Source organism: Saccharopolyspora spinosa NRRL 18395 (assembly GCF_000194155.1).
Classification (GTDB): domain Bacteria; phylum Actinomycetota; class Actinomycetes; order Mycobacteriales; family Pseudonocardiaceae; genus Saccharopolyspora; species Saccharopolyspora spinosa.
This window is the reverse complement of sequence record NZ_GL877883.1, coordinates 336,944-355,417: the sequence shown is the minus strand read 5'-3', so window position 1 is coordinate 355,417 and position 18,474 is coordinate 336,944. Positions and strand designations below refer to the sequence as shown.

General features: G+C 68.9%; 23 protein-coding genes, 1 tRNA gene and 2 pseudogenes. 19 read left to right on the top strand and 7 right to left on the bottom strand.

All coding sequences use genetic code 11. The annotated features are described in order from the left end of the window. A partial coding sequence (locus SSPN_RS57385) for a hypothetical protein (RefSeq protein WP_010315989.1) occupies positions 1-1,859 on the bottom strand: 1,859 nt, incomplete at its 3' end. On the opposite strand from SSPN_RS57385, the gene SSPN_RS0139810 reads away from it, so the two are divergent. The 7 genes and pseudogenes from SSPN_RS0139810 (at position 1,858) to SSPN_RS48160 (ending at position 5,745) form a co-directional block, all read left to right on the top strand. Continuing rightward, positions 1,858-2,124 carry a hypothetical protein gene (locus SSPN_RS0139810; RefSeq protein ID WP_010315988.1) on the top strand — a complete coding sequence of 89 codons (267 nt, stop codon included), beginning with the start codon at positions 1,858-1,860 and terminating at the stop codon, positions 2,122-2,124. The two genes, SSPN_RS57385 and SSPN_RS0139810, sit on opposite strands and share 2 nt — an antisense overlap. Before the next feature lie 85 nt (positions 2,125-2,209). After that, complete coding sequence (locus tag SSPN_RS0139805) at positions 2,210-3,397, top strand: MFS transporter (RefSeq protein ID WP_010315987.1); 1,188 nt, start codon at positions 2,210-2,212, stop codon at positions 3,395-3,397. Positions 3,398-3,452: 55 nt separating this feature from the next. Further along, positions 3,453-3,605 (top strand): hypothetical protein, encoded by a 153-nt coding sequence (locus SSPN_RS57380; RefSeq protein WP_158309722.1) that lies wholly within the window; start codon positions 3,453-3,455, stop codon positions 3,603-3,605. A gap of 51 nt (positions 3,606-3,656) precedes the next feature. Then, positions 3,657-3,788, top strand: coding sequence for a hypothetical protein (locus tag SSPN_RS62000; RefSeq protein ID WP_010315985.1), 132 nt, complete (start codon positions 3,657-3,659; stop codon positions 3,786-3,788). A gap of 6 nt (positions 3,789-3,794) precedes the next feature. After that, positions 3,795-4,646 (top strand): bifunctional methylenetetrahydrofolate dehydrogenase/methenyltetrahydrofolate cyclohydrolase, encoded by an 852-nt coding sequence (locus SSPN_RS0139795; protein WP_010315984.1) that lies wholly within the window; start codon positions 3,795-3,797, stop codon positions 4,644-4,646. Between the two features lie 50 nt (positions 4,647-4,696). Continuing rightward, positions 4,697-4,990 carry a DUF3017 domain-containing protein gene (locus SSPN_RS0139790; RefSeq protein ID WP_010315983.1) on the top strand — a complete coding sequence of 98 codons (294 nt, stop codon included), beginning with the start codon at positions 4,697-4,699 and terminating at the stop codon, positions 4,988-4,990. Beyond that, positions 4,987-5,745: pseudogene (locus SSPN_RS48160) on the top strand (GntR family transcriptional regulator). Before SSPN_RS0139790 ends, SSPN_RS48160 begins: the two are co-directional and overlap by 4 nt. Positions 5,746-5,802: 57 nt before the next feature. Here the strand turns inward: SSPN_RS48160 and SSPN_RS0139780 are convergent. After that, positions 5,803-6,762 carry a helix-turn-helix transcriptional regulator gene (locus SSPN_RS0139780; RefSeq protein WP_010315981.1) on the bottom strand — a complete coding sequence of 320 codons (960 nt, stop codon included), beginning with the start codon at positions 6,760-6,762 and terminating at the stop codon, positions 5,803-5,805. Between the two features lie 61 nt (positions 6,763-6,823). Between SSPN_RS0139780 and SSPN_RS0139775 the strand changes: the two genes are divergently transcribed. From SSPN_RS0139775 to SSPN_RS61210, 5 genes are all read left to right on the top strand, one after another. Beyond that, entirely contained in the window at positions 6,824-7,408 is a 585-nt protein-coding gene (locus SSPN_RS0139775; protein WP_010315978.1) for a DinB family protein, read from the top strand. Further along, a complete protein-coding gene (locus SSPN_RS0139770) occupies positions 7,405-7,866 on the top strand; it encodes a VOC family protein (RefSeq protein WP_010315976.1) in 462 nt (153 codons plus the stop codon). The genes SSPN_RS0139775 and SSPN_RS0139770 overlap by 4 nt, the downstream gene beginning before the upstream one ends. Before the next feature lie 36 nt (positions 7,867-7,902). After that, on the top strand, positions 7,903-8,301 hold the full coding sequence (locus SSPN_RS61215; RefSeq protein ID WP_044577206.1) for a hypothetical protein: 399 nt from the start codon (positions 7,903-7,905) through the stop codon (positions 8,299-8,301). 94 nt (positions 8,302-8,395) lie between these two features. After that, positions 8,396-8,782: an ATP-binding cassette domain-containing protein gene (locus SSPN_RS48155; RefSeq protein WP_010315972.1), complete on the top strand. Its 387-nt coding sequence runs from the start codon at positions 8,396-8,398 to the stop codon at positions 8,780-8,782. Between the two features lie 453 nt (positions 8,783-9,235). After that, positions 9,236-9,730, top strand: coding sequence for a hypothetical protein (locus SSPN_RS61210; protein ID WP_237710964.1), 495 nt, complete (start codon positions 9,236-9,238; stop codon positions 9,728-9,730). Between the two features lie 168 nt (positions 9,731-9,898). On the opposite strand, the pseudogene SSPN_RS61205 reads toward SSPN_RS61210, so the two are convergent. Continuing rightward, positions 9,899-10,138, bottom strand: a pseudogene (locus tag SSPN_RS61205) (transposase); the annotation flags it as partial. On the opposite strand from SSPN_RS61205, the gene SSPN_RS48145 reads away from it, so the two are divergent. Then, complete coding sequence (locus tag SSPN_RS48145; protein ID WP_010315965.1) at positions 10,058-11,059, top strand: S8 family serine peptidase; 1,002 nt, start codon at positions 10,058-10,060, stop codon at positions 11,057-11,059. The pseudogene SSPN_RS61205 and the gene SSPN_RS48145 overlap by 81 nt on opposite strands. Positions 11,060-11,632: 573 nt before the next feature. Here SSPN_RS48145 and SSPN_RS0139745 read toward each other — a convergent pair. The 3 genes from SSPN_RS0139745 to SSPN_RS0139735 all read right to left on the bottom strand — a co-directional run bounded on the left by SSPN_RS0139745 (position 11,633) and on the right by SSPN_RS0139735 (position 13,365). Next, on the bottom strand, positions 11,633-11,833 hold the full coding sequence (locus SSPN_RS0139745) for a DUF1918 domain-containing protein (RefSeq protein WP_010315963.1): 201 nt from the start codon (positions 11,831-11,833) through the stop codon (positions 11,633-11,635). A gap of 84 nt (positions 11,834-11,917) precedes the next feature. Next, on the bottom strand, positions 11,918-12,346 hold the full coding sequence (locus SSPN_RS0139740) for a hypothetical protein (protein ID WP_044577204.1): 429 nt from the start codon (positions 12,344-12,346) through the stop codon (positions 11,918-11,920). A 188-nt stretch (positions 12,347-12,534) separates the two neighbouring features. After that, positions 12,535-13,365 (bottom strand): metal-dependent hydrolase, encoded by an 831-nt coding sequence (locus SSPN_RS0139735; protein WP_010315958.1) that lies wholly within the window; start codon positions 13,363-13,365, stop codon positions 12,535-12,537. 203 nt (positions 13,366-13,568) lie between these two features. Between SSPN_RS0139735 and SSPN_RS0139730 the strand changes: the two genes are divergently transcribed. The 6 genes from SSPN_RS0139730 to SSPN_RS0139705 all read left to right on the top strand — a co-directional run bounded on the left by SSPN_RS0139730 (position 13,569) and on the right by SSPN_RS0139705 (position 17,862). Then, a complete protein-coding gene (locus SSPN_RS0139730) occupies positions 13,569-14,789 on the top strand; it encodes an NADP-dependent isocitrate dehydrogenase (RefSeq protein WP_010315956.1) in 1,221 nt (406 codons plus the stop codon). Positions 14,790-15,361: 572 nt separating this feature from the next. Then, entirely contained in the window at positions 15,362-15,670 is a 309-nt protein-coding gene (locus SSPN_RS0139725) for an SH3 domain-containing protein (RefSeq protein ID WP_010315954.1), read from the top strand. Positions 15,671-15,735: 65 nt separating this feature from the next. Next, entirely contained in the window at positions 15,736-15,936 is a 201-nt protein-coding gene (locus SSPN_RS0139720; RefSeq protein ID WP_010315952.1) for a DUF4177 domain-containing protein, read from the top strand. Between the two features lie 69 nt (positions 15,937-16,005). Then, positions 16,006-16,080 (top strand) — tRNA-Val (locus tag SSPN_RS0139715). A gap of 653 nt (positions 16,081-16,733) precedes the next feature. Further along, positions 16,734-17,258: an RICIN domain-containing protein gene (locus tag SSPN_RS0139710; protein ID WP_029536190.1), complete on the top strand. Its 525-nt coding sequence runs from the start codon at positions 16,734-16,736 to the stop codon at positions 17,256-17,258. 304 nt (positions 17,259-17,562) lie between these two features. Beyond that, a complete protein-coding gene (locus tag SSPN_RS0139705) occupies positions 17,563-17,862 on the top strand; it encodes a hypothetical protein (protein ID WP_010315947.1) in 300 nt (99 codons plus the stop codon). Between the two features lie 131 nt (positions 17,863-17,993). Here SSPN_RS0139705 and SSPN_RS0139700 read toward each other — a convergent pair whose 3' ends face one another. Then, complete coding sequence (locus SSPN_RS0139700) at positions 17,994-18,290, bottom strand: hypothetical protein (protein WP_010315945.1); 297 nt, start codon at positions 18,288-18,290, stop codon at positions 17,994-17,996. Positions 18,291-18,474: the final 184 nt, after the last annotated feature.

Here is an 18,474-nt window from a genome sequence, read left to right as displayed (position 1 = left end):
GGCGGCGACGGCGGTGCCGTCGGACCAGCCGGGGGCTGCACGGGACGGTCCAGTCGCGATGCGGGCTGGAACCGGGTCGCGTCGTCCCCGGCCTGGGCCGCGGGTTCCTGGCTCGACGGTTCCGGCGGCACACCCGTCGGCTCCTGGTTCGCGGTGAACAGCGGGTTCGCCCCGCCGCGTTCCGGTTCCGGCGCCGAACGCTGCGGCAGGTCGGTCGGTTCTGCCGCCGAACGCTGCGGCAGGTCAGAAACGTCCACTGCGGAGCGCTGCGGCAGGTCCGGAACTTCTGGAGCCGAACGCTGCGGCAAGTCGGGGGCATCCAGCGCCGAACGCTGCGGCAGCTCGGAAACTTCCGCTGCGGAGCGCTGGGGAAGGTCGGCCTGTTCCGGTGCTGAGCGTTGCGGCAGGTCGGAAGCCTCCGGCACAGCGCGCTGCGGCAGGTCGGGAACTTCCGGCGCGGAGCGCTGGGGAAGGTCGGCCACCGGGGCGGGGCCCGGCGCCGCAGCGGTGGCTGGCCGGTCCATCAGGAGGCTGCCCAGCAGGTACGCGGCGGCGTGGTCGACGCGGGCGAACCGGACTTCTTCGCCGCCGTCGGAACCGGCGGTGACGACCCAGTCCGCGCCGTCCTCGACCAGGCAGCGGGCGTCCGGGCTGTGGCTGCCGATGCGGTAGCCAGCACCGTCCACCCGGTGGTCGGTGAGCCGGTCGTGCAGCTTGGCCAGCACTTTCTGCGTGTCGGGCGCTTCGGCCTCGTCGAGCACGTGCCGGGATCCGCCGGTCGGCTCGGCGCGCTCCTCCTCGGGCTCGTCGTCGAAGTCCGGCTCTGGAATGGGCTCCGGCCTGGCGGCCGAGGTCTCCAGCTCGTCGTTGAGCTCGTTGCCGAGTTCGTCGAGGGGCTGGTCGAGGAGCTCGCTGACGGCCGCGTCGCGGGTGGCGTCGTCGACCTCGGCGAGCTGGAAGCCGCGACTGCGGATGTGCTCGACGAGTTCGGCTTCCGGCGGCACCCCGTACTGCGTCAGGTAGAAAGCGATGGCGCCCGGCCACAGCCAGGCGCCGTCGGTGTGCCAGGTGCCCGGCACCGAGGCGGCCCGCTCCGGGTCGAGCTGGTCCTCTTCGTCTTCGCGGGAGGCGAGCACGACCGGTGCGTTCTCCAGGTACTGGCGCAGCGCCGCGACGTCCTCGGCCGGGACCGGCTGGCGGTCGGCGACCACCGGGCGGCCATGCTCGTCGTAGTCGTCGAAGACGTTGGCCACCTGGAACCCGTCGGCAGGTTCGGCGATCCCCGGCTCCGGGATCGGCGCCTGGGCGACAGCGGGTTCGGCGTTCACGGGTTCGGGGGCTGCGGTTTCGACCACCGGTGCCTCAGCGACCAGCGGCTCCACGGTCGACTGCTCGGCGGTCGGTGCTTCGGAGGCCTGGACAGGGGTGCCGTCGAGGCGCTCCTGCATCCAGTCCGGCACGTTCTCCTCGGCGCGCGGGTAGCGACGCAGTTCGTCGACGTACGCGGCACGCGGCAGCGGGCGCTGCCAGAGGGGCTCGGAATCGAAGTTGATGTCGATCCGATAGCTCGATGGACGTTCGACGACGTAGAGGGCACTGAGCCAGGTGCCCACGTCGGGCCGGTACATGCCTTCGCGCAGGCGCTCGAAGATCTCCTGCAGTTCGATCGGCGGCTCCCAGGGGCGGGAACTGCCGTCTTGCGCGGCAACCTCACCCAGCAGGTCGTGGTACTCACCGGTGGCGCGGTACTCCACCGTGATCTCCTGCCAGTCCTCGGGAGCGCCCTGTAACAGCAGAACCCCGATCCTGCGGGCGATCTGCTCCTGCTCTTCCGGACTGATCGCTGTCGGACGCGACATGGGTGACATCCTCCCCCTCTCGACGAAGCAACCCGACTCCACCCCGGCCAAGACGCTACTCGACGCGGGCCCGATGATGGGAGTTGTGGGCGAGTTCAGTGCCGTTGATCCCGGACACGTCCTCACCTCCAAGATCCTCATCACAGAGCGCGGTGATCTCGTCACGAGAGCCTGCCTGCTGGGCGGCCGGATGAACATCACACCACCAGGTGGATCGGACCGGGCGGTGGTCCGGCCGCGGTGGATGATCGACGAAATTCGGTAGCGGTACGGGCGTGCCAGACGCCAGAGTGAGTTGTGTGCTGCGTCCTTATCGACTTCTGGCGGTTGTTCCGCATGCGTCGAGCCTGATGGCGTTCAGCCTGCTCGGGCGCCTGCACATGCCGGCCCTGGCGATGGTGCTGGCCTTCCTGGTCGTCGACTGGACCGGGTCGTACGCCATTGGCGGCGTCATAGGGGCGACGGTCACGACAGGTCAGGCCATCGCCGGACCGCTGCGCGGCCGGGCCGCCGATCGCAGTTCGGCGCCGCGCCTCCTGGTGGTGACCGGGCTGGGTTCCGGGCTCGGAATGGCGGCGATGGTCGTGGTGTCGCGCTGGGTGGAGCCGGCGCAGTGGTGGCTGATGCTGCCGGTGGCGCTGCTCACCGGGCTGTCGCACCCGCCGATCACGCAGGTGGGTCGGGCTATCTGGCCGCGGCTGACTGACGGTCCGGCACGGGAGGCGGCCTTCGCGGTGGAGGCGACGCTGCAGGAGTTGCTGTTCGTGATCACGCCGATGCTGGCGACGTTCGTGGTGGCCGCTTGGGGTCCGGTCGCCGCGATGTTGTCCTGCGCGGCCTGGGCGGCTCTCGGTGCGGCGATGTTCGCCGCTTCGCTGTTGCGCGCGGGGCTGCGCGAGGCGCCGGGGGAGGGCGCGAGCGGTGCCGGCAAGACCGGGTCGTTGTTCCGGGTGCCGGGTTTCACGTCGCTGCTGCTGTTCTTCGCGCTGCTGGTCGGCGGGTTGATCGCGGTGGACCTGGTGCTCGTCGGCTGGGCCCGAGAGCGGGGCGCCCCGGAGCTGGCGGGGCTGCTGGCCATGATTTGGGCGGTCGGTTCGCTGGCAGGTGGCCTGGTGTCGGGCGGTTTCGCGGCGCGCCCGCGGCTTTGGCTGCGCGTCCTGCTCGCCGCGCTCGGGCTCGCCGCCCTGGTGCCCGCTTTGCCGCCGATCACCGATCCGGGTTCGCCGTGGTTGGTCGGTGCGATCTTGCTGGTCGGGGGCACCGCGATCGCGCCGACGCTGGCCGCTTGCAACGGGCGGCTGGCGGATCTGACGCCGGTCGAGCGGCGCAGCGAGGCGTTCGGCTGGATGGCCAGCGCGACGACGCTGGGCGGCGCGCTGGCCGCCCCGCTGGCGGGTTGGATGCTCGACATCTCCGGCCCGGCGGCGGCTGCCGCGGCGGCGGCCGGATTGGCGTTGCTGGGCTTCGGGTTTGTCATAAGTCACAGTGCTCGGGCATCGCGTGCGCTGCCGGGGCCGGAGCAGACTTCGCTTACGTGACTACTACTTCCGTGCGGCGAACGCATGACCGGGCGAAGGCCCGGGAGTGCTCGGCATGTTCGGCCCTGCCGGGGTCGGGGTGCTGCTCGCCATCCGGTTGCCGGCTGATGCGTGGCTCTGCGCCGGCGGTTTCCTGGCGATCTTTGTGATCGGCGGGTCGGTGGCGCTGGTGCGCTTCACGGGGTGCTGGTGCTCAGCCTGGGCATGATCGCTGGTCAGCTGGTCAGCTGGTCAGCTGGTCGGCGAGCGGCTGTTCGACGTGTTCGTCCCGGCCTCCGGTGCGGGCATCTCGACGTCCACATTGCTCGGCGTGCTGCTCCCGGTGGTGGCCGTCGGCGCGGCGGCAATGCCGGACCGGGCGGGACGGTCCGCGCGCCGTCTGCCACGATGAATAGCCGTGAGCGCGACGATTCTGGACGGCAAGGCCACCAAGGACGCGATTTTCGACGAGCTACGGCCCCGGGTCGCCCGGCTGGTTGAGCAGGGGCACGCACCAGGGCTGGCCACAGTCCTGGTCGGGGATGACCCCGGCTCGCAGTCTTACGTGCGCGCCAAGCACAACGACTGCGCCAAGGTCGGCATCAAGTCGATCCGCAAGGACCTGTCCGCCGACGTCAGCCAGGCCGATGTCGAGGCGGTGCTGGACGAGCTCAACGCCGACCCGGCCTGCACCGGCTACATCGTGCAGCTGCCGCTGCCCAAGCACCTCGACGCCGGGCCGTTGCTTGAGCGCATCGCGCCGGAGAAGGACGCGGACGGGCTGCACCCGATCAGCCTGGGGCGCCTGGTGCTCGGCGAGGAGGCACCGCTGCCGTGCACCCCGCGCGGCATCATCGAGCTGCTGCGCCGCTACGACGTGCCGCTCAACGGTGCGCAGGTCGCGGTCGTCGGCCGCGGCATCACCGTCGGCCGCCCGATCGGCCTGCTGCTCACGCGGCGCAGCGAGAACGCCACGGTCACGCTCTGCCACACCGGGACCAGGGATCTCGCCGAGGAGGTGCGTCGCGCGGACATCGTCATCGCGGCGGCGGGCAAGCCGCACCTGATCACGGCGGACATGGTCAAGCCGGGCGCGGCGGTGCTCGACGTCGGCGTGAGCCGCACCGACGCCGGGCTGGCCGGAGACGTGCACCCGGATGTCGTGCAGGTCGCCGGGTTCGTGTCGCCCAACCCCGGCGGGGTCGGGCCGATGACCCGCGCGATGCTGCTGACCAACGTCGTCGAGGCGGCGGAGCGCAACGTCGGCTGATCCGTGCCGGGGGTGCCCCGGTTCGAGTCCACCACCACGGGAGGAACGGCGTGAGCGAACGGTTTGGCGACGGGTCGCGCCTTTCGGTGCACGTGCCGTTCGGACTGGTGCTGCTGGGCGTGCTGATCGGGCTCCTGCTGATCGCCCTGGGGCATTGGCGGCGGGGTTCGGTGCTGCTCGGTGTTGCGCTGCTGGTCGCGGCGGCGATGCGCGGCATGGTCCCGCAGGAGCGGGCCGGGTTGTTGGCGATCCGCAGCAGAGCTGTGGATGTCCTGCTCTACAGCGGATTCGGGCTGGTGATCATCGCGGTGGCGATGACCATCAAGGGCGGACTGCTGGGCTGAGCGCCGTGCGCATCGATCACCGGGCGGATCAGCCGGTTCGCAGCGGAATTCCCGAGCACGGCCGGGTTCCGCGTTACTACGCGGTGAAGATCGAGCTGCTCGAACTCGTCGAGGAGCTGGGCGAGGGTGCCGCGCTACCTGCGGAGCTGGGGCTCGCCGAGCGCTTCGGGTGTCGCGGGTGACGCTGTGGCAGGCGGTCACGGTCACGGAGCTGATGCTAGAAGGCCGGCTGCTGCGCCGGCAGGGCAGCCGCACCGTCCTGGCGCCGCCGAAACTCGTGCAGCCGTTGGCGTTGACCAGCTAAACCGAGGGCGTTAGGGCGCAGGGCCTGGAGCCCGGCCGGACGGTGATCACCGCGAAGTCGTGGGCGGCGCATCCGCGCTTGGCCGCCGATCTCGGGCTGTCGCCGGGAGACGACGTGGTGCATCTGCAGCGGGTGCTGCTCGCCGATGGGGAGCGCGTCGGGCTGGAGTCGAGTTACCTGCCGAAACGGCGCTTTCCGGAGCTGCTCGGGGAGTTCGACCCGTCGGGCTCGTTTTACGCGTTCTTGCGGGAGAAGCTGGGCGTGCGGTTCGGCGAAGCCAAGGAGCGCATCGAGACGGTACTCGCGAGGCGCTGCTGATCGGCCACAACCCGGCGACGCCGATGATCCTGCTGCACCGGCGGTCGTGGACCCCGGACGGCGAGCCGATCGAGCGGGTCCGCTCCCTGTTCCGCGGCGACCGCTCAGCTTCGTTACCCGCCTCCGCGACTGAAAACCCTTCTCGTCAGCTGGGTTCCCGCTGCCGGGTGTTGCGCCGCGCCACCGTCCGTCAGCTGGTCCGGGCCATCACCGCGAGGCGGCGGGCGAGCAGGGCGGCGGCCTCCCGCAGCTCCGGAGGCTCCAGCACTTCTGCCTCGAAACCCAGCCGGGCCACGTGCATGGCGAGCCGGTCCAGGTCCTCCCCGCCGACGACGAGCACGCACCACCCGTCGCGATCGTCTTCGACGCGCCCCACCTGGGGCGGCACCAGTTCCCGCACCCGGTCGGGCCGGGCATGGACCCGCACCCTGGCGAGGTACCGGTACGGCGCCTCGGTCACGGACCGCTGCACGTAGGCGACCGGGTCTGGATGCTCCCCTGCCTGGAAGCGCCAGGTAGTTGCCGCCAACTCGCGCATCCGGTCCAACCGGAAGGTGCGCCAGTCGTCGCGGTCGACGTCCCGGGCCATCAGGTACCAGCGGCGGCCGGTGGTGACCATGCGCACCGGCTCGACCGTGCGCTCGCGTTCCTCACCGGCGCGGCCGGCGTACCGGAACCGCACTCGCACGGCGTCGCGACAGGCCCGCGCGAGCGTCACCAGCAGCTCCGCGTCGATCTCGACCCCGGGGCCGACAAGGGTGTCGGTGGCGCCGTGCACCGCCCGCACCTCGGCGCGCAGCCGGGGCGGCATCACCTGGTCGAGCTTCGCGAGCGCGCGCAACGCGGCCTCGCTCGCCCCGGCGACCGTGCCCCCCGACGCCAGTCGCAGGGAAACCGCCGTCGCGATCGCTTCCTCGTCGTCGAGGAGCAGCGGCGGCAGCCGGGTGCCCGCGCCGAGCTGGTAGCCGCCGCCGACACCTGCCGTCGCGTGCACCGGGTAGCCGAGCGCGCGCAGCCGCTCCACGTCGCGGCGCACCGAGCGGTCGGTGACCCCCAGCTCGGCGGCGAGCTCGGCGGCGGTCCAGGACGGCCGCCTCTGCAGCAGCGCCAGCATTCGTAGCACCCGCTCGGTCGTCGACTCGACGGTCACGCGCTCATCGTTCCACAGATCGCGGAACGATCCTGTCCGCTATGTGCGGGAGGCTGGGACCATGACCGACCCAACCTGGAACCCCCTGCTCCGAGAGCAACTCACCTGGCACTGGGCCAACCAGCTGCGCGATCGCCTCGACGGCCTCACCGACGACGAGTACTTCTGGGAGCCGGCACCCGACTGCTGGAGCGTTCGCCCGCGCGCCACCGGCGCTGCACAGGTGCAGGCCGGGTCCGGCGCGATGACCATCGACTTCGCGATGCCGGAGCCAGACCCGCCGCCGTTCACGACGATCGCCTGGCGGCTCGGGCACGTGATCGTCGGTGTGTTCGCGGTGCGCAACGCCGCGCACTTCGGTCGCGCGCCCACCGACTACCAGTCGTTCGAGTACGCCGCGACTGCGGCCGAGGCGCTGGCCCAACTCGACGCGGAGTACGCGACATGGCTGGCTGGGGTCGAGTCCCTCGGCGAAACCGGCCTCGCGCGCCCGTGCGGGGAGGCGGAGGGGCCGCACGCCGAGCGTCCGCTGGCAGCGCTGGTGCTGCACATCAACCGCGAGCTGATCCACCACCTGTCCGAGGTCTGCCTGCTGCGCGACCTCTACCTGCACGCTAAACCGACTGCGACTGGAGCTACCCGATGAGCCGCCACACTCAGATCACCTTCGACGCCCACGACCCTCGGGCGCTGTCGTCCTTCTGGCGCGACGTGCTGGGCTACGTCCACCCCGCCCCGCCCGGAGTCGATCTGCCCGAGGGCGCCGACCCGCTGGCCGCGTGGGACGACTTCCTCGCGCGGATCGGCGTACCGGAGGAGCAGCGGAACACGAGGTCGGCCATCGAGGACCCGGACGGGCACGGCCCGCGGCTGTTCTTCCAGCAGGTGTCGGAGGAAAAGGTCGCCAAGAACCGCGTCCACCTGGACGTCCGGGCGGCTCCTGGATTGCAGGGGGAGGAGCGGATGGCGGCGCTGGAGGCCGAGTGCGGCCGGCTCGTCGCGCTGGGAGCGACGCGGGTGCGCCGCTACGAGCCCGCTCCTCCGCTCGGCGGCGGGCACATCGTGATGGCTGATCCCGAGGGCAACGAGTTCTGCCTCGACTGATCAGCCGGCAACGCGACGCCGTGAGTGGTTTTGACCGTGCGCCGCACGCCCGCCGAGCTGGCGGTCGCCGAGGACTTCGTCGCTCGCCCGGACGCCGCCGAGCGCGGCGCGAAGCTGCTGGACGCCGCCGAGACGAGGGCGCTGAACCCGGCACTGCGCGGCGAAATACTCGCCGAGCTGTGGTGCGAGCAGGACGGCGCCGTCGAGTCGCGGACCGCGCAGCCCGCACTGCGCGCGCACGAAGACCCCTACGAACTCAAGCAGCGGGCCGAGGAACTGCTCGGCCGCCCGCTGCCGCGGATCGTCCGCCGCTGGGCCGGGGTCTACACGCAGACCTTCGACAAGTCGCGCGTCGCGCACCGCGAGCAGGCGCTGCTCGGCGTCTGGTCTCCCGCGACCCGGCGGCCATCTCCGACGACTTGGACCCGGCGTTGAAGGAGAAGATCACCGCCGTGTTGCGCGACAAGGTCAACAGCGATTACCTGCGGGCCAACGGTTTCTGCACCGGCGACCGGTCCGCTACGCCGCGATGGAGCAGCTGGAGCGGGTGGCCCTCACCGACCAGCCGCTGCAGCGCGCGGACACGCTCTCCGGCGGGCAGCAGCAGCGGGTCGCGGTGGCGCGGGAGCTGTTGCAGAAGCCAGAGGCCCTGCTCGCCGACGAGCCGGTCGCCTCGCTGGACCCGGACTCGGCTGCGCAGGTGATGAACCTGATCGCGGAGATCGGCCGGGCGGACGGGCTCACCGTGCTGTGCAGCCTGCACCCGGTCGACCTCGCGCTGGGCTGGGGACATCGGATCGTCGGGCTGCGCTTGGGGCGGGTAGTGCTGGACACCCCGGTCGACGGGCTGAGCCGGGATGCAACGACGGTGATCTACGCCAAGGTCGGGTCGAGCGAACTCGCGACTGCGGGGTGAATTCCGTAACCACGACAGTAGAAGCGCCGCGCACCAAGCGGGTCGGTCCCGCGCGGAATGGACGGACGCTCGCCCGGCCCCGTCCCGAGGGTGTGATCGCGGCGCTGGTCGTGCTCGCTCTGCTGGCGCCGTGATCTGGTCTTTCAGCGAGCTGCGGCTGAATATTGCGACCATTGTGGATCGTCTCCGGCAACGCGGTGGACTTCGCGCGCCGTACGCTGCCGCTGGACTTCCCGCCGATCGGCGAACTGCTAGCGCTGAGCGGGCAGACGCTGGCGATCGTGGTCCGCGCGACGCTGGTCGCGTCGCTGATCAGCGTGCCGGTGGCGGTGCTGGCCGCGCGCAACACCGCGCTCGGCAGCAGCTGGTCAGCGGCGTGCTGCCGCAGGTGCTGCCGTCGTTCGTGGCGACCTCTCGCTGCACCGGCTGGACATCAACCTGCGGGTGCCGGTGGTGCTCGGCTTCGTCGGTGTGTCGGTGGGCTGGGCCAGGCGATCGCAGACTCGCTTCGGCACCCTCGACTACCCGCGCGGGATGGCGCTGGCGTCGGTGGTGTTCCTGCTCTGCGTGCTGGTCGAGATCGTGTCCGGCTCGATCCGCCAGGCGTTGCTGGGCGTGCGCGAGGAGCGCCGCCGGAATGACCACGGCGTGCTTGCGGCGCTGACCGGGCGGAAGCCGCCCGGCGCGGAGGTGCCGGTTCAGCGGCGCACCCGGCTCGTAAGTGGTGATACCGGTTCTCACCGGAACGAGCGCTCACAACGGATCAGTCCATCGTGGACCTTCGCGCGGTCGCGGGGTACCTGCTACTGGCTGCAGCCCTCCCGCAGGAGCGTTGGTCCGCAATTTCAATGGAAATCAAAGATCCGATTTGCATTGAAATTGTGGCGGTACACGGCGTCGGAGCGGTTCCCGCAGGTCAACGCCAGTGAGTGGTTTTGGTTGGTATAGAGGCTGTTTTGGAAGTGAGGTCCGAGGCGTGGCCGGGCGGGCTTGTGCTTTTGAAGCGGCGAAGCCACTTAGCCCCCGCCCCGCAGCTTGCACCGCCGCGGGTTCGCAGCGGGCGCCTGGGAGTGGCCTGGCTCGGCTTCACCAACCGCTGTGAAGCGAACGGACCGTTCACCTCCGTAGACGACACAAACCGTTTTGGGTGACTTGTGTGGTGGTCAGGGCGTGGTAGACCTCGCGGGCGACGAATCGTTTGAGGCAGCGCATGATCTCTTTCTTCGAGAGTCCTTCCTTGGTGCGGCGTTGGACGTAGGCGCGGGTGCGTTCGTCGTGGCGCATGCGGACCAGGACGATGGTGTGCAGGGCGTTGTTGGCGGCGCGGTCGCCGCCGCGGTTGAGGCGGTGGCGGATGCCCGGATCCTGTCCGTCCGCCAGTCCTCGAAGCTGTTCGTCAGCGACGGCAACAACGCCACGATCGGCAACACCCAGACGATGGCGCAGGCGATCAACATCGCGGTGGACCGCGGTGCCAGCGTCATCAACATCTCGCAGTCGTCGTGCCAGCCGATCGCGCAGGCCAGCAACTACAACGACTACGGCAACCAAGAACTGCACAATGCAGTCAAGGACGCCTACAACGCCGGGGTCGTGGTGGTCGTCGCGGCCGGGAACGTCGGCGAGTCCTGCCAGAAGAACGCGGCCGGAAGCCCGACGACCGCGGTGCTGCCAGCCTGGTTCGACGACTACGTGCTCACCGTCGCCTCGGTGAACCAAGCGGGTGCGCCGTCGGAGTTCACCGTGCCGGGCCCGTGGGTCGACGTGGCCGCGCCGGGCGAGAACCTGATCGCCCTCGACCCGGGTGTCGGCGGCACCGGGCTGGCCAGTCAGATCGCCACCGGCGACAACGGCCAGCTGGGTCCGATCCAGGGCACCAGCTTCGCCGCGCCGTACGTGTCCGGCCTGGCCGTGCTGATCAAGGAGAAGTACGAGCGCGAGAACCGGCCGCTGACCGCCGCGCAGATCATGGACCGGATCAAGCAGACGGCACTGCACCCGGGCGGTATCAACGGGCGCAACGACATCGTCGGCTACGGCGTGGTCGACCCGGCGGCGGCGCTGGACGACGTGGTGCCCGCCGAGTGGGGCGTGGCGGCGCCGCCGCCGAAGCCGACGAAGCTGGACTCGGATGTCATCCCGCAGAAGGACTTCCCGTCCCTGATCATCGCCCTCGGCGGTGCGGGGGCGGGAATCGCGGCGATCATCTTCACGGCGTTTCTGATCAACGCAGTCCGCAACGTCCGAGCGCGAGCGCGCGAGAACGACAGCCGCTGAAAAAGTTCGAGCAGAACGGCCCGATGTCCAAGGTGGACACCGGGCCGTTGTGCGCACCATCAAAGTTGAGCAGTCGGAAGAGAAGAAGTCCGGTGGATGCACCGGACTTCTCAGCAGCAAGCCAGGTGCCGTTAGTGCTTTGGCGCTGCAGAGGCTTGTTGGGCACCCGTTCTGCCTGGAGGTTCCGGGGCTGCCCTAGCGGGAGGGATGCGGTGCGGCTTCGCCAACCGCGAGGGTCAGACCCACCAGCGGCGTCACTACACACATCATCACTGTCCGTTCGCTTCATCAACCTGACGCAGGTTACGGGTTGGTTCTGGGGGCCCCCCGGCCTGTCCGCCTCGATAGGCGGCGCGAACGGTCCGTTCGCTTCAACCAGCACATTCCCAACAGCCTCTACAGCCCGGCCGACGCGCTCGCCGCGGGCGAGCACGATTTCCACCGGGACGTCGGGGGCCCGCAGGACGGGCATCGCGGACCTGTGGCAACGCGAGTTGTGCGTGCACCGCTCGCCTGACGTCGAGCAGCGGTCGTGCCCGCCGCCTGTGCGGTCCGCTTGCCGCGATTTGCGGGTCAGCCGCCCTCGCGGGGACGGGGCGTCTCGATCGAGCAATCTCCGCCCGGGTACACCAGGCCTTCGTGGCCGTCCCTGAACCGCACCTTGTACGGCGGGGCGCCGTCCTCGCCGAGGACTTCCAGGATCTCGGCGAGCTTGTCGGCCTCGTCGACGTGCCTGCTGTGCACGTGCAGTTGGTCGCCTACGGCTGCTTTCATCACCCATCACCTCCGCGGTCCCAGACTAGGTGACCGAGGCCACACCGCGCATCGGGTGAGCCGCGGAGGCGATGGGCCGCTTCGTCAGTTGCCGATCTGCGAGCAGGTGGTGGTCACCTGCCGGTACCTCTCGAGTTGCGCCCTAGTCCACTCCGCGCTCGACTCCAGCGTGATCTCGCCGGAGGCGACCTGCTGCACGGACTGCTGGACGTCGATCAGGTTCTGCCGCAGCGTCTGGTCGGCCGTCTGCTCGACCAGCTGGCGCAGTTCCTCGGCCTTCGCTTGCGCGTCGGCCTGCGCCTGCTTCGGGTCGGCGAAGTTGGGCATGAAGCTCGCGACGTTGATCGCCTGCAGGCAGGCCGACGCCGCGTCCAGGTTGTCCTGTGCCTGCCGGAGCTGCTCGTCGGCATTCTGCAGGTTCTGCTGGGCTTCCTGGACCTCGCCGCACGCGGCGAGGCCGATCAGCAGCGGCAACGACAGCGCTGCCGCCACGAACCGCTTTCGAGCTCGCATCTTCCCTCCGGGGCTTCGGGCGGCGCCGGTGTGATTGCCGCTCTTGTACCCTATCGGCCCCAGAACGAGTGATGGGCGAAATGTCGTATCCTGCGGCGCCCGACTCGCGATTCGAAGCGAACGGCCTGTTCGCGCCACCTGAACGGCGCGAACGGTCCGTTCGCTCCCCCAGGGCGGCTCGCGCCAGGTCAGGACGGGGCGATCCAGGCCGTGACCTCGGGCGGCAGGTCGAGCTGGGCGAGCCACGGGGCCGCGCCGATGCGGTAGAGGGCGACCGCGCTCAGCACCACGGCGGCGATCGTCAGGCCCGGTCCGACCAGCACCATCTCCACCTTGCCGCCGGTCCTCATCCGCAGCGCCTTCGGTGGGGCGACCGGGTACCAGGTCATGCCGCTCAGCGGCACCGGCCAGAGCATCGGGCAACCCTGCTCGGTGATCGCGTCGCCGATGAAGTGCGCGATGCAGCCGATCATCACCGCCACCCCGAAGGCCGCGGCGTTGGTGGGCTGGTCGTCGGCCCAGGCCCAGCAGGCGATGGTGAGCAGCACCGAGGCCGCGGTGATCAGCATTGCATCCTTGCTGGAGGACCAGGTGTGCAGCAGCCCGCGGACCGCGAGCCCGGCGAAGAAGAACATCAGCACGCCGAGCGCGGCGCCCGCGCTGGTCTGCATGATCGCCGTGGTGATCAGCCCGGCGAGCAGCGCGAAGACGACGGTGTGGGTGAAGCCGCGGTGGGTGCCTTCCCGGTCGCTGTCGTGCTTGGTGCGGGTGAGGCGGTAGATGAAGCCGCTGAAGCCGCTGATCCCGGTCGACGCGCCGCGGGAGACGGCGCCGAAGGTGCTGGCCACCGTCGACTTGGGGTGGTCGATGTCGGGCAGCAGCGCGGCCCCGGCGGAAAGAGTTGCGCCGACCACCCAGGTCTTCGGGGATAATTGCCCCAGCGCGTGCGTGTCGGCTAGGGCGGTCACTGCCGCCCAAGCGGCGACACCGCTCATCGCGTGCGTCGGTCCGGTCGCCACGGGTCCTCCAAGATCGGCCACCCAAAGATCCTTCGGTCGGGTGTTGAGCCTAGAAGAAGATCTCGACCCGGGGTCGGCATCGCGAACAGTGGCGCATCGCGCGTCCGCGCGGGTGGTGGTGGGCGACGGGGACAGGGCACAATCGAGGCCGATAGCAGTACGCTTGTACCGCTTGCATTCTCGCGAGAGGAGCACCCCGCCACATGAGCAAGATCAAGGTCCAGGGCACCGTAGCCGAGCTCGACGGCGATGAGATGACCCGGATCATCTGGTCCTTCATCAAGGACAAGCTGATCCACCCGTACCTGGACATCAACCTCGACTACTACGACCTTGGCATCGAGCACCGGGACGCCACCGACGACCAGGTCACGGTCGATGCGGCCAACGCCATCGCCAAGCACGGCGTCGGCGTGAAGTGCGCCACCATCACCCCGGACGAAGCCCGCGTGGAGGAGTTCGGCCTGAAGAAGATGTGGCGGAGCCCGAACGGGACGATCCGCAACATCCTCGGCGGCGTCATCTTCCGCGAGCCGATCGTGATCTCCAACATCCCGCGCTACGTGCCGACCTGGACGAAGCCGATCGTCATCGGCCGTCATGCGCACGGCGACCAGTACAAGGCCACCGACTTCAAGGTCCCCGGCCCGGGCACCGTCACCGTGACCTTCACCCCGGAGGACGGTGGCGAGCCGATCGAGTTCGAGGTCGCCAAGTTCGGTGCGGACGGCGGCGTCGCGATGGCGATGTACAACTACCGCAAGTCCATCGAGGAGTTCGCGCGCGCGTCCTTCCGCTACGGGCTCGAGCGCGGCTACCCGGTCTACATGTCGACCAAGAACACGATCCTCAAGGCCTACGACGGCATGTTCAAGGACGTGTTCCAGGAGGTCTTCGACAACGAGTACAAGGCCGAGTTCGACGCCAAGGGCATCACCTACGAGCACCGGCTGATCGACGACATGGTCGCCAGCGCCCTGAAGTGGGAGGGCGGCTACGTCTGGGCCTGCAAGAACTACGACGGTGACGTGCAGTCCGACACCGTGGCGCAGGGCTTCGGCTCGCTGGGCCTGATGACCTCGGTCCTGATGACCGCCGACGGCAAGGTGGAGGCCGAGGCCGCGCACGGCACGGTGACCCGCCACTACCGTCAGCACCAGCAGGGCAAGCCGACCTCGACGAACCCGATCGCGTCGATCTTCGCCTGGACCCGGGGCCTGCAGCACCGCGGCAAGCTGGACTCGACCCCGGAGGTCGTCGGCTTCGCCGACACCCTGGAGAGGGTCGTCATCGAGACCGTCGAGAGCGGCAAGATGACCAAGGACCTGGCGCTGCTCGTCGGCGGCGACCAGGCGTTCCAGACCACCGAGGAGTTCCTCGCGGCGTTGGACGAGAACCTCCAGAAGAAGATGGCCGACCGCTGATCTTCGGCACCTGGTGAGAACGCCGTCCCCCTCGCGGGGGGCGGCGTTTCGGTTTTCCGGGCGTCAGGGGGCGAAGACGCAGAACTCGTTGCCCTCGGGTCGGCGAGGATGTCCCGGTCGATCTCGGCGTCGCGGGCGCGGACAAGGTGGCGTCCAAGGCGAGTAGTTCAGCGCGGTCGCCGATGACGTCCAGGTGCATCCGGTTCTTCCCGCTCCTCGGATCTGGAACCGGGTTGAGCCAGTTCAGCGGATCGACGCCGGCCGGGTCGACGATCGGCACCGGCCACGCGGCGGGGCTCCGCGGCGCCGGTCTGCTGGTCCCGACGGACGTAGCCGAGCGCCCTGCACCACCAGTCCGCCTGTGCGTGGTGGTCCGGTGCGTCCAACGCGAGGCCCTTGAATCGTGCGGTCGTGCGAGCGATTCAATCGGGCTACAGCCCGCGCTCGAACGCCGGGCGGGCGACACCCGAGGCGTTGAACCGGGCGTGCCGACGGGTGCTCCGGGTTCCGTCGCCGCTTCCGGCGTCGGACGCTGTGGCTTGGACGGCCGTGGTCGACCAGGGAGGTATGCCATGTTCCTGCTGCCCCGCTCGTTGCTGCTCATTGGCGCTGGTGTCCTCGGGGTGAGCTACCTGATCGGCACCGGACAGGCCGGCAGCGGTTTCGGCGGACCCGAGCCGTGCACGTTCCGGGTCACCGCCGACGTGCTCAACGTCCGCTCCGGTCCCAGCTCCGGGAACGCCCGGGTGGGCGAGCTGCGCCAGGGCGCGGAGGTGGCCGCGACGCCCAATGTGGTCGGCGGCTTCCGCGATCTCGGCGACGCGCGCTGGGCCGCCACCGAGTTCTTGGCCCCAGCGCCGGACAGCACCTGCGGTCCCTGACGGAACCCGCGGCGGCCGTGCATCGTTCACCCCATGACATGTGTTCGCGCTGACGGGGAGAGACGATGCCGTACCAGTACAAGGTCGTGGAGCTCCGGGAGAAGTGGCTCGGCGGCAAGATGTCCGGAGACAAGCTGGAGCGGGTCCTCAACGACCACGGCGCCGACGGTTGGCAGCTGAAGGCGATCACTGGTGCGGACGTCAAGGGCCGGGTGGGCCCGGGTGGCGTCGAGGGTCTGCTGGTCACCTTCGAGCGCCAGGTGTGAGGGCGGGGTGGTGCACGGCCGCGCTGGGGGCTCCGCTAAACTGGTGCCTGCAAGCGGCCGGGCCGCTCGGCGCGATTAGCTCAGCGGGAGAGCACTACCTTGACACGGTAGGGGTCACTGGTTCAATCCCAGTATCGCGCACCAACTTCTCGCAGTTCGGAACCCCTGTCGACACACGTCGGCGGGGGCTTTCGGTTCTCCGGATGGGACCATGTGTCCATTGTGGATTTCGGGCTCGCGGAACTGAAGTCGGTCCGGCGGCGGCAGCAAGTGGATGGAGTTCTACCTCTAGGACGTGCACCGGTCGCTCGGGATGAGCACATCGATCACTTCCCTCGCGCGAACACGCACTGGTTCCAGCCCGCTGTGGCACGATCACGGCGGCGCGAAGGCCGTGGGGCGCTACTTAGACCTGCTGGGCCGGGGATTCCCGGACATCCGGTATTCCTGATGATCCTTCGGGTTCGGCTCGACCGTATTGCGAATCACCTCTCTGCCGGATGTCCACTGGGGACTCGAGTCGTGCGGCGACTCCTGCCGATCGTGGACGAGGCGCTGCGCGTCCTGATGTCTCAACCTGAAATGAGAGTCAGTTTCCTCGGTTTTGGGTGTTGCGAAAAAAGTCCATTGAGGACTGTTATCCGCTTTGATCAAGGCGTCGTTACCGAAGTCGCTGATCGACCACTCGTTGTAGTGACCCGTTGCGAACTTTCGCTCCGGTGCTGGTAGAGATCCATATCGGATGGTCGGAAAACCGATCGCCATTTCCGAAAAACATTCTGTATGGAGGGGTAGTAATGAAGCGTGCTCGCTGGATGCTGGGTGCCCTCGGTGCCTTGGCGGCGGTTTCCCTCGTGCCGGCCGGTGCCCAGGCTGCGTCGGCTCCTTCCCCCATCGGATTCAGCACGGAGATCACCAGCGCGGTCGACGGTTCCCGCTGGGCCGACTTCGGTGGCGACCCGGTGATCAAGACTGCCCCGTTCGGCGTGTTCGGCGACGCTGACAAGTGGGTCGTGTCGAACCAGTACGACGGCAGCGTGACCATCCGGAACCAGCAGACGAACCGGTGCGCGCAGGCCAACCTGCAGTGGGGGCCGGAGATCCTCGCCGTGCCGTGCCTGCCCGGAAGCCCGAGCCAGCGCTGGATCCTGGAGGAGCGCGCGGCCGGTTACGTCATCAGCCCGCGGGCGACGCCGGACCTGGCGGTGTCCGTCGAACAGCCGCACTCCCCCGCGGGGAGCTGGCTGAAGCTCGAACCCCGCTGGGACCTGAACGGGTTCAGCACCGCCAAGTCCGGGCACGTCTTCCGGTTCGGCATCTGATCTGATCATGGTGGCCCCACTGGGGCCGGAGTAGTGCAGCGGCCCGCTGGTCCGACGAGCAGTCGTCGGCCCAGCGGGCTTCTTCATGCTCGAATTGGCGAAAGCGGTGTCGCCCAACGGTGATCACTACATGGTGTGATCAACTAAGTTTTTGCTTGCCACCGAATGTCGTTCCACCGGTAGATTTCTGTTGCCCCTTTTCGGGGTGTGGATTCCGCGAAATCCGAAGGCGATGCGCATTTCCAGGATCGCTGCGGGATCAGGAACAGTGCGGAAATAGTAGGTCTACGAAGGGAATCGGTTGATGCGTACTGCGAAGCGCGTGCTCGCTGCCGCCGCTGTGGGGGTGCCGCTGCTGCTCGGGGTGTCGGGTACGGCTATGGCCGCTCAGGGGAGCGGGCACCCGGTGAAGGCTTCCTGGATCGTGAAGGAGACCCAGGAGCAGAGCGCGCAGAACCACACGGTGCAGAACAACATCAACGTCTCGCCCATAACGCAGGTTAGCTACAACAGCAAGGGGGAGCAGGCGGCGATGACCTTTACCCAGCAGAACAATGTCAACGGCACCGAGCAGACCGAGGGCCAGATGGACGTCGACGATTAGGGTCGGCAGCCGCCCGAGCAGTCGTGGCGGAGATGAAGGAACATGAAAAAGGCTTGGCCCGGCGAGGGAATCGCCGGGCCAAGCCCTTTCATGGTGCGGTTGAACCGCGGCAGCGAGGGGGATCCCTGCCGTCAGTCCTCGTCCTCCTGCGAGGCCTCCGCGCTCTGGTCGGTGTCGGCGTCGTTGGCCTGGTTGCTCCAGCTCACCGAGTTCGCCTCGCCGCTACCGACGTTGAAGGTGTACTGCGTCGGCTTGTTGAGGTTGGCCTGCTCGGTGTTGGCGTCCTGGTCCTGGTTCTGGAGCTGGTTGTCGGAGATGGTCGGCCATCCCTTGTGGTGGCCGCCGTCGGCGAGCGCCATTCCCGGAACGCCGAGCAGGATGGGAAGGCCCAGGGCGGTAGCAGCGATGACGCGCTTGGCAGAACGCATAACGAATATTCCCCTTCGTACTGATTTGTCGAATGACGCCGCAGGAATCGCCGGCCGCCTTTGTCGGGTCGAATGGCAGTGGATTCCCATCGGGTTTTGAAACCCCGCCGCAGCGGGGTCTTCTAAAACATAGCGCTGCACGATCTTCTTGCAACCCCAGATTTCGGTCGCTCACCTCATCTGA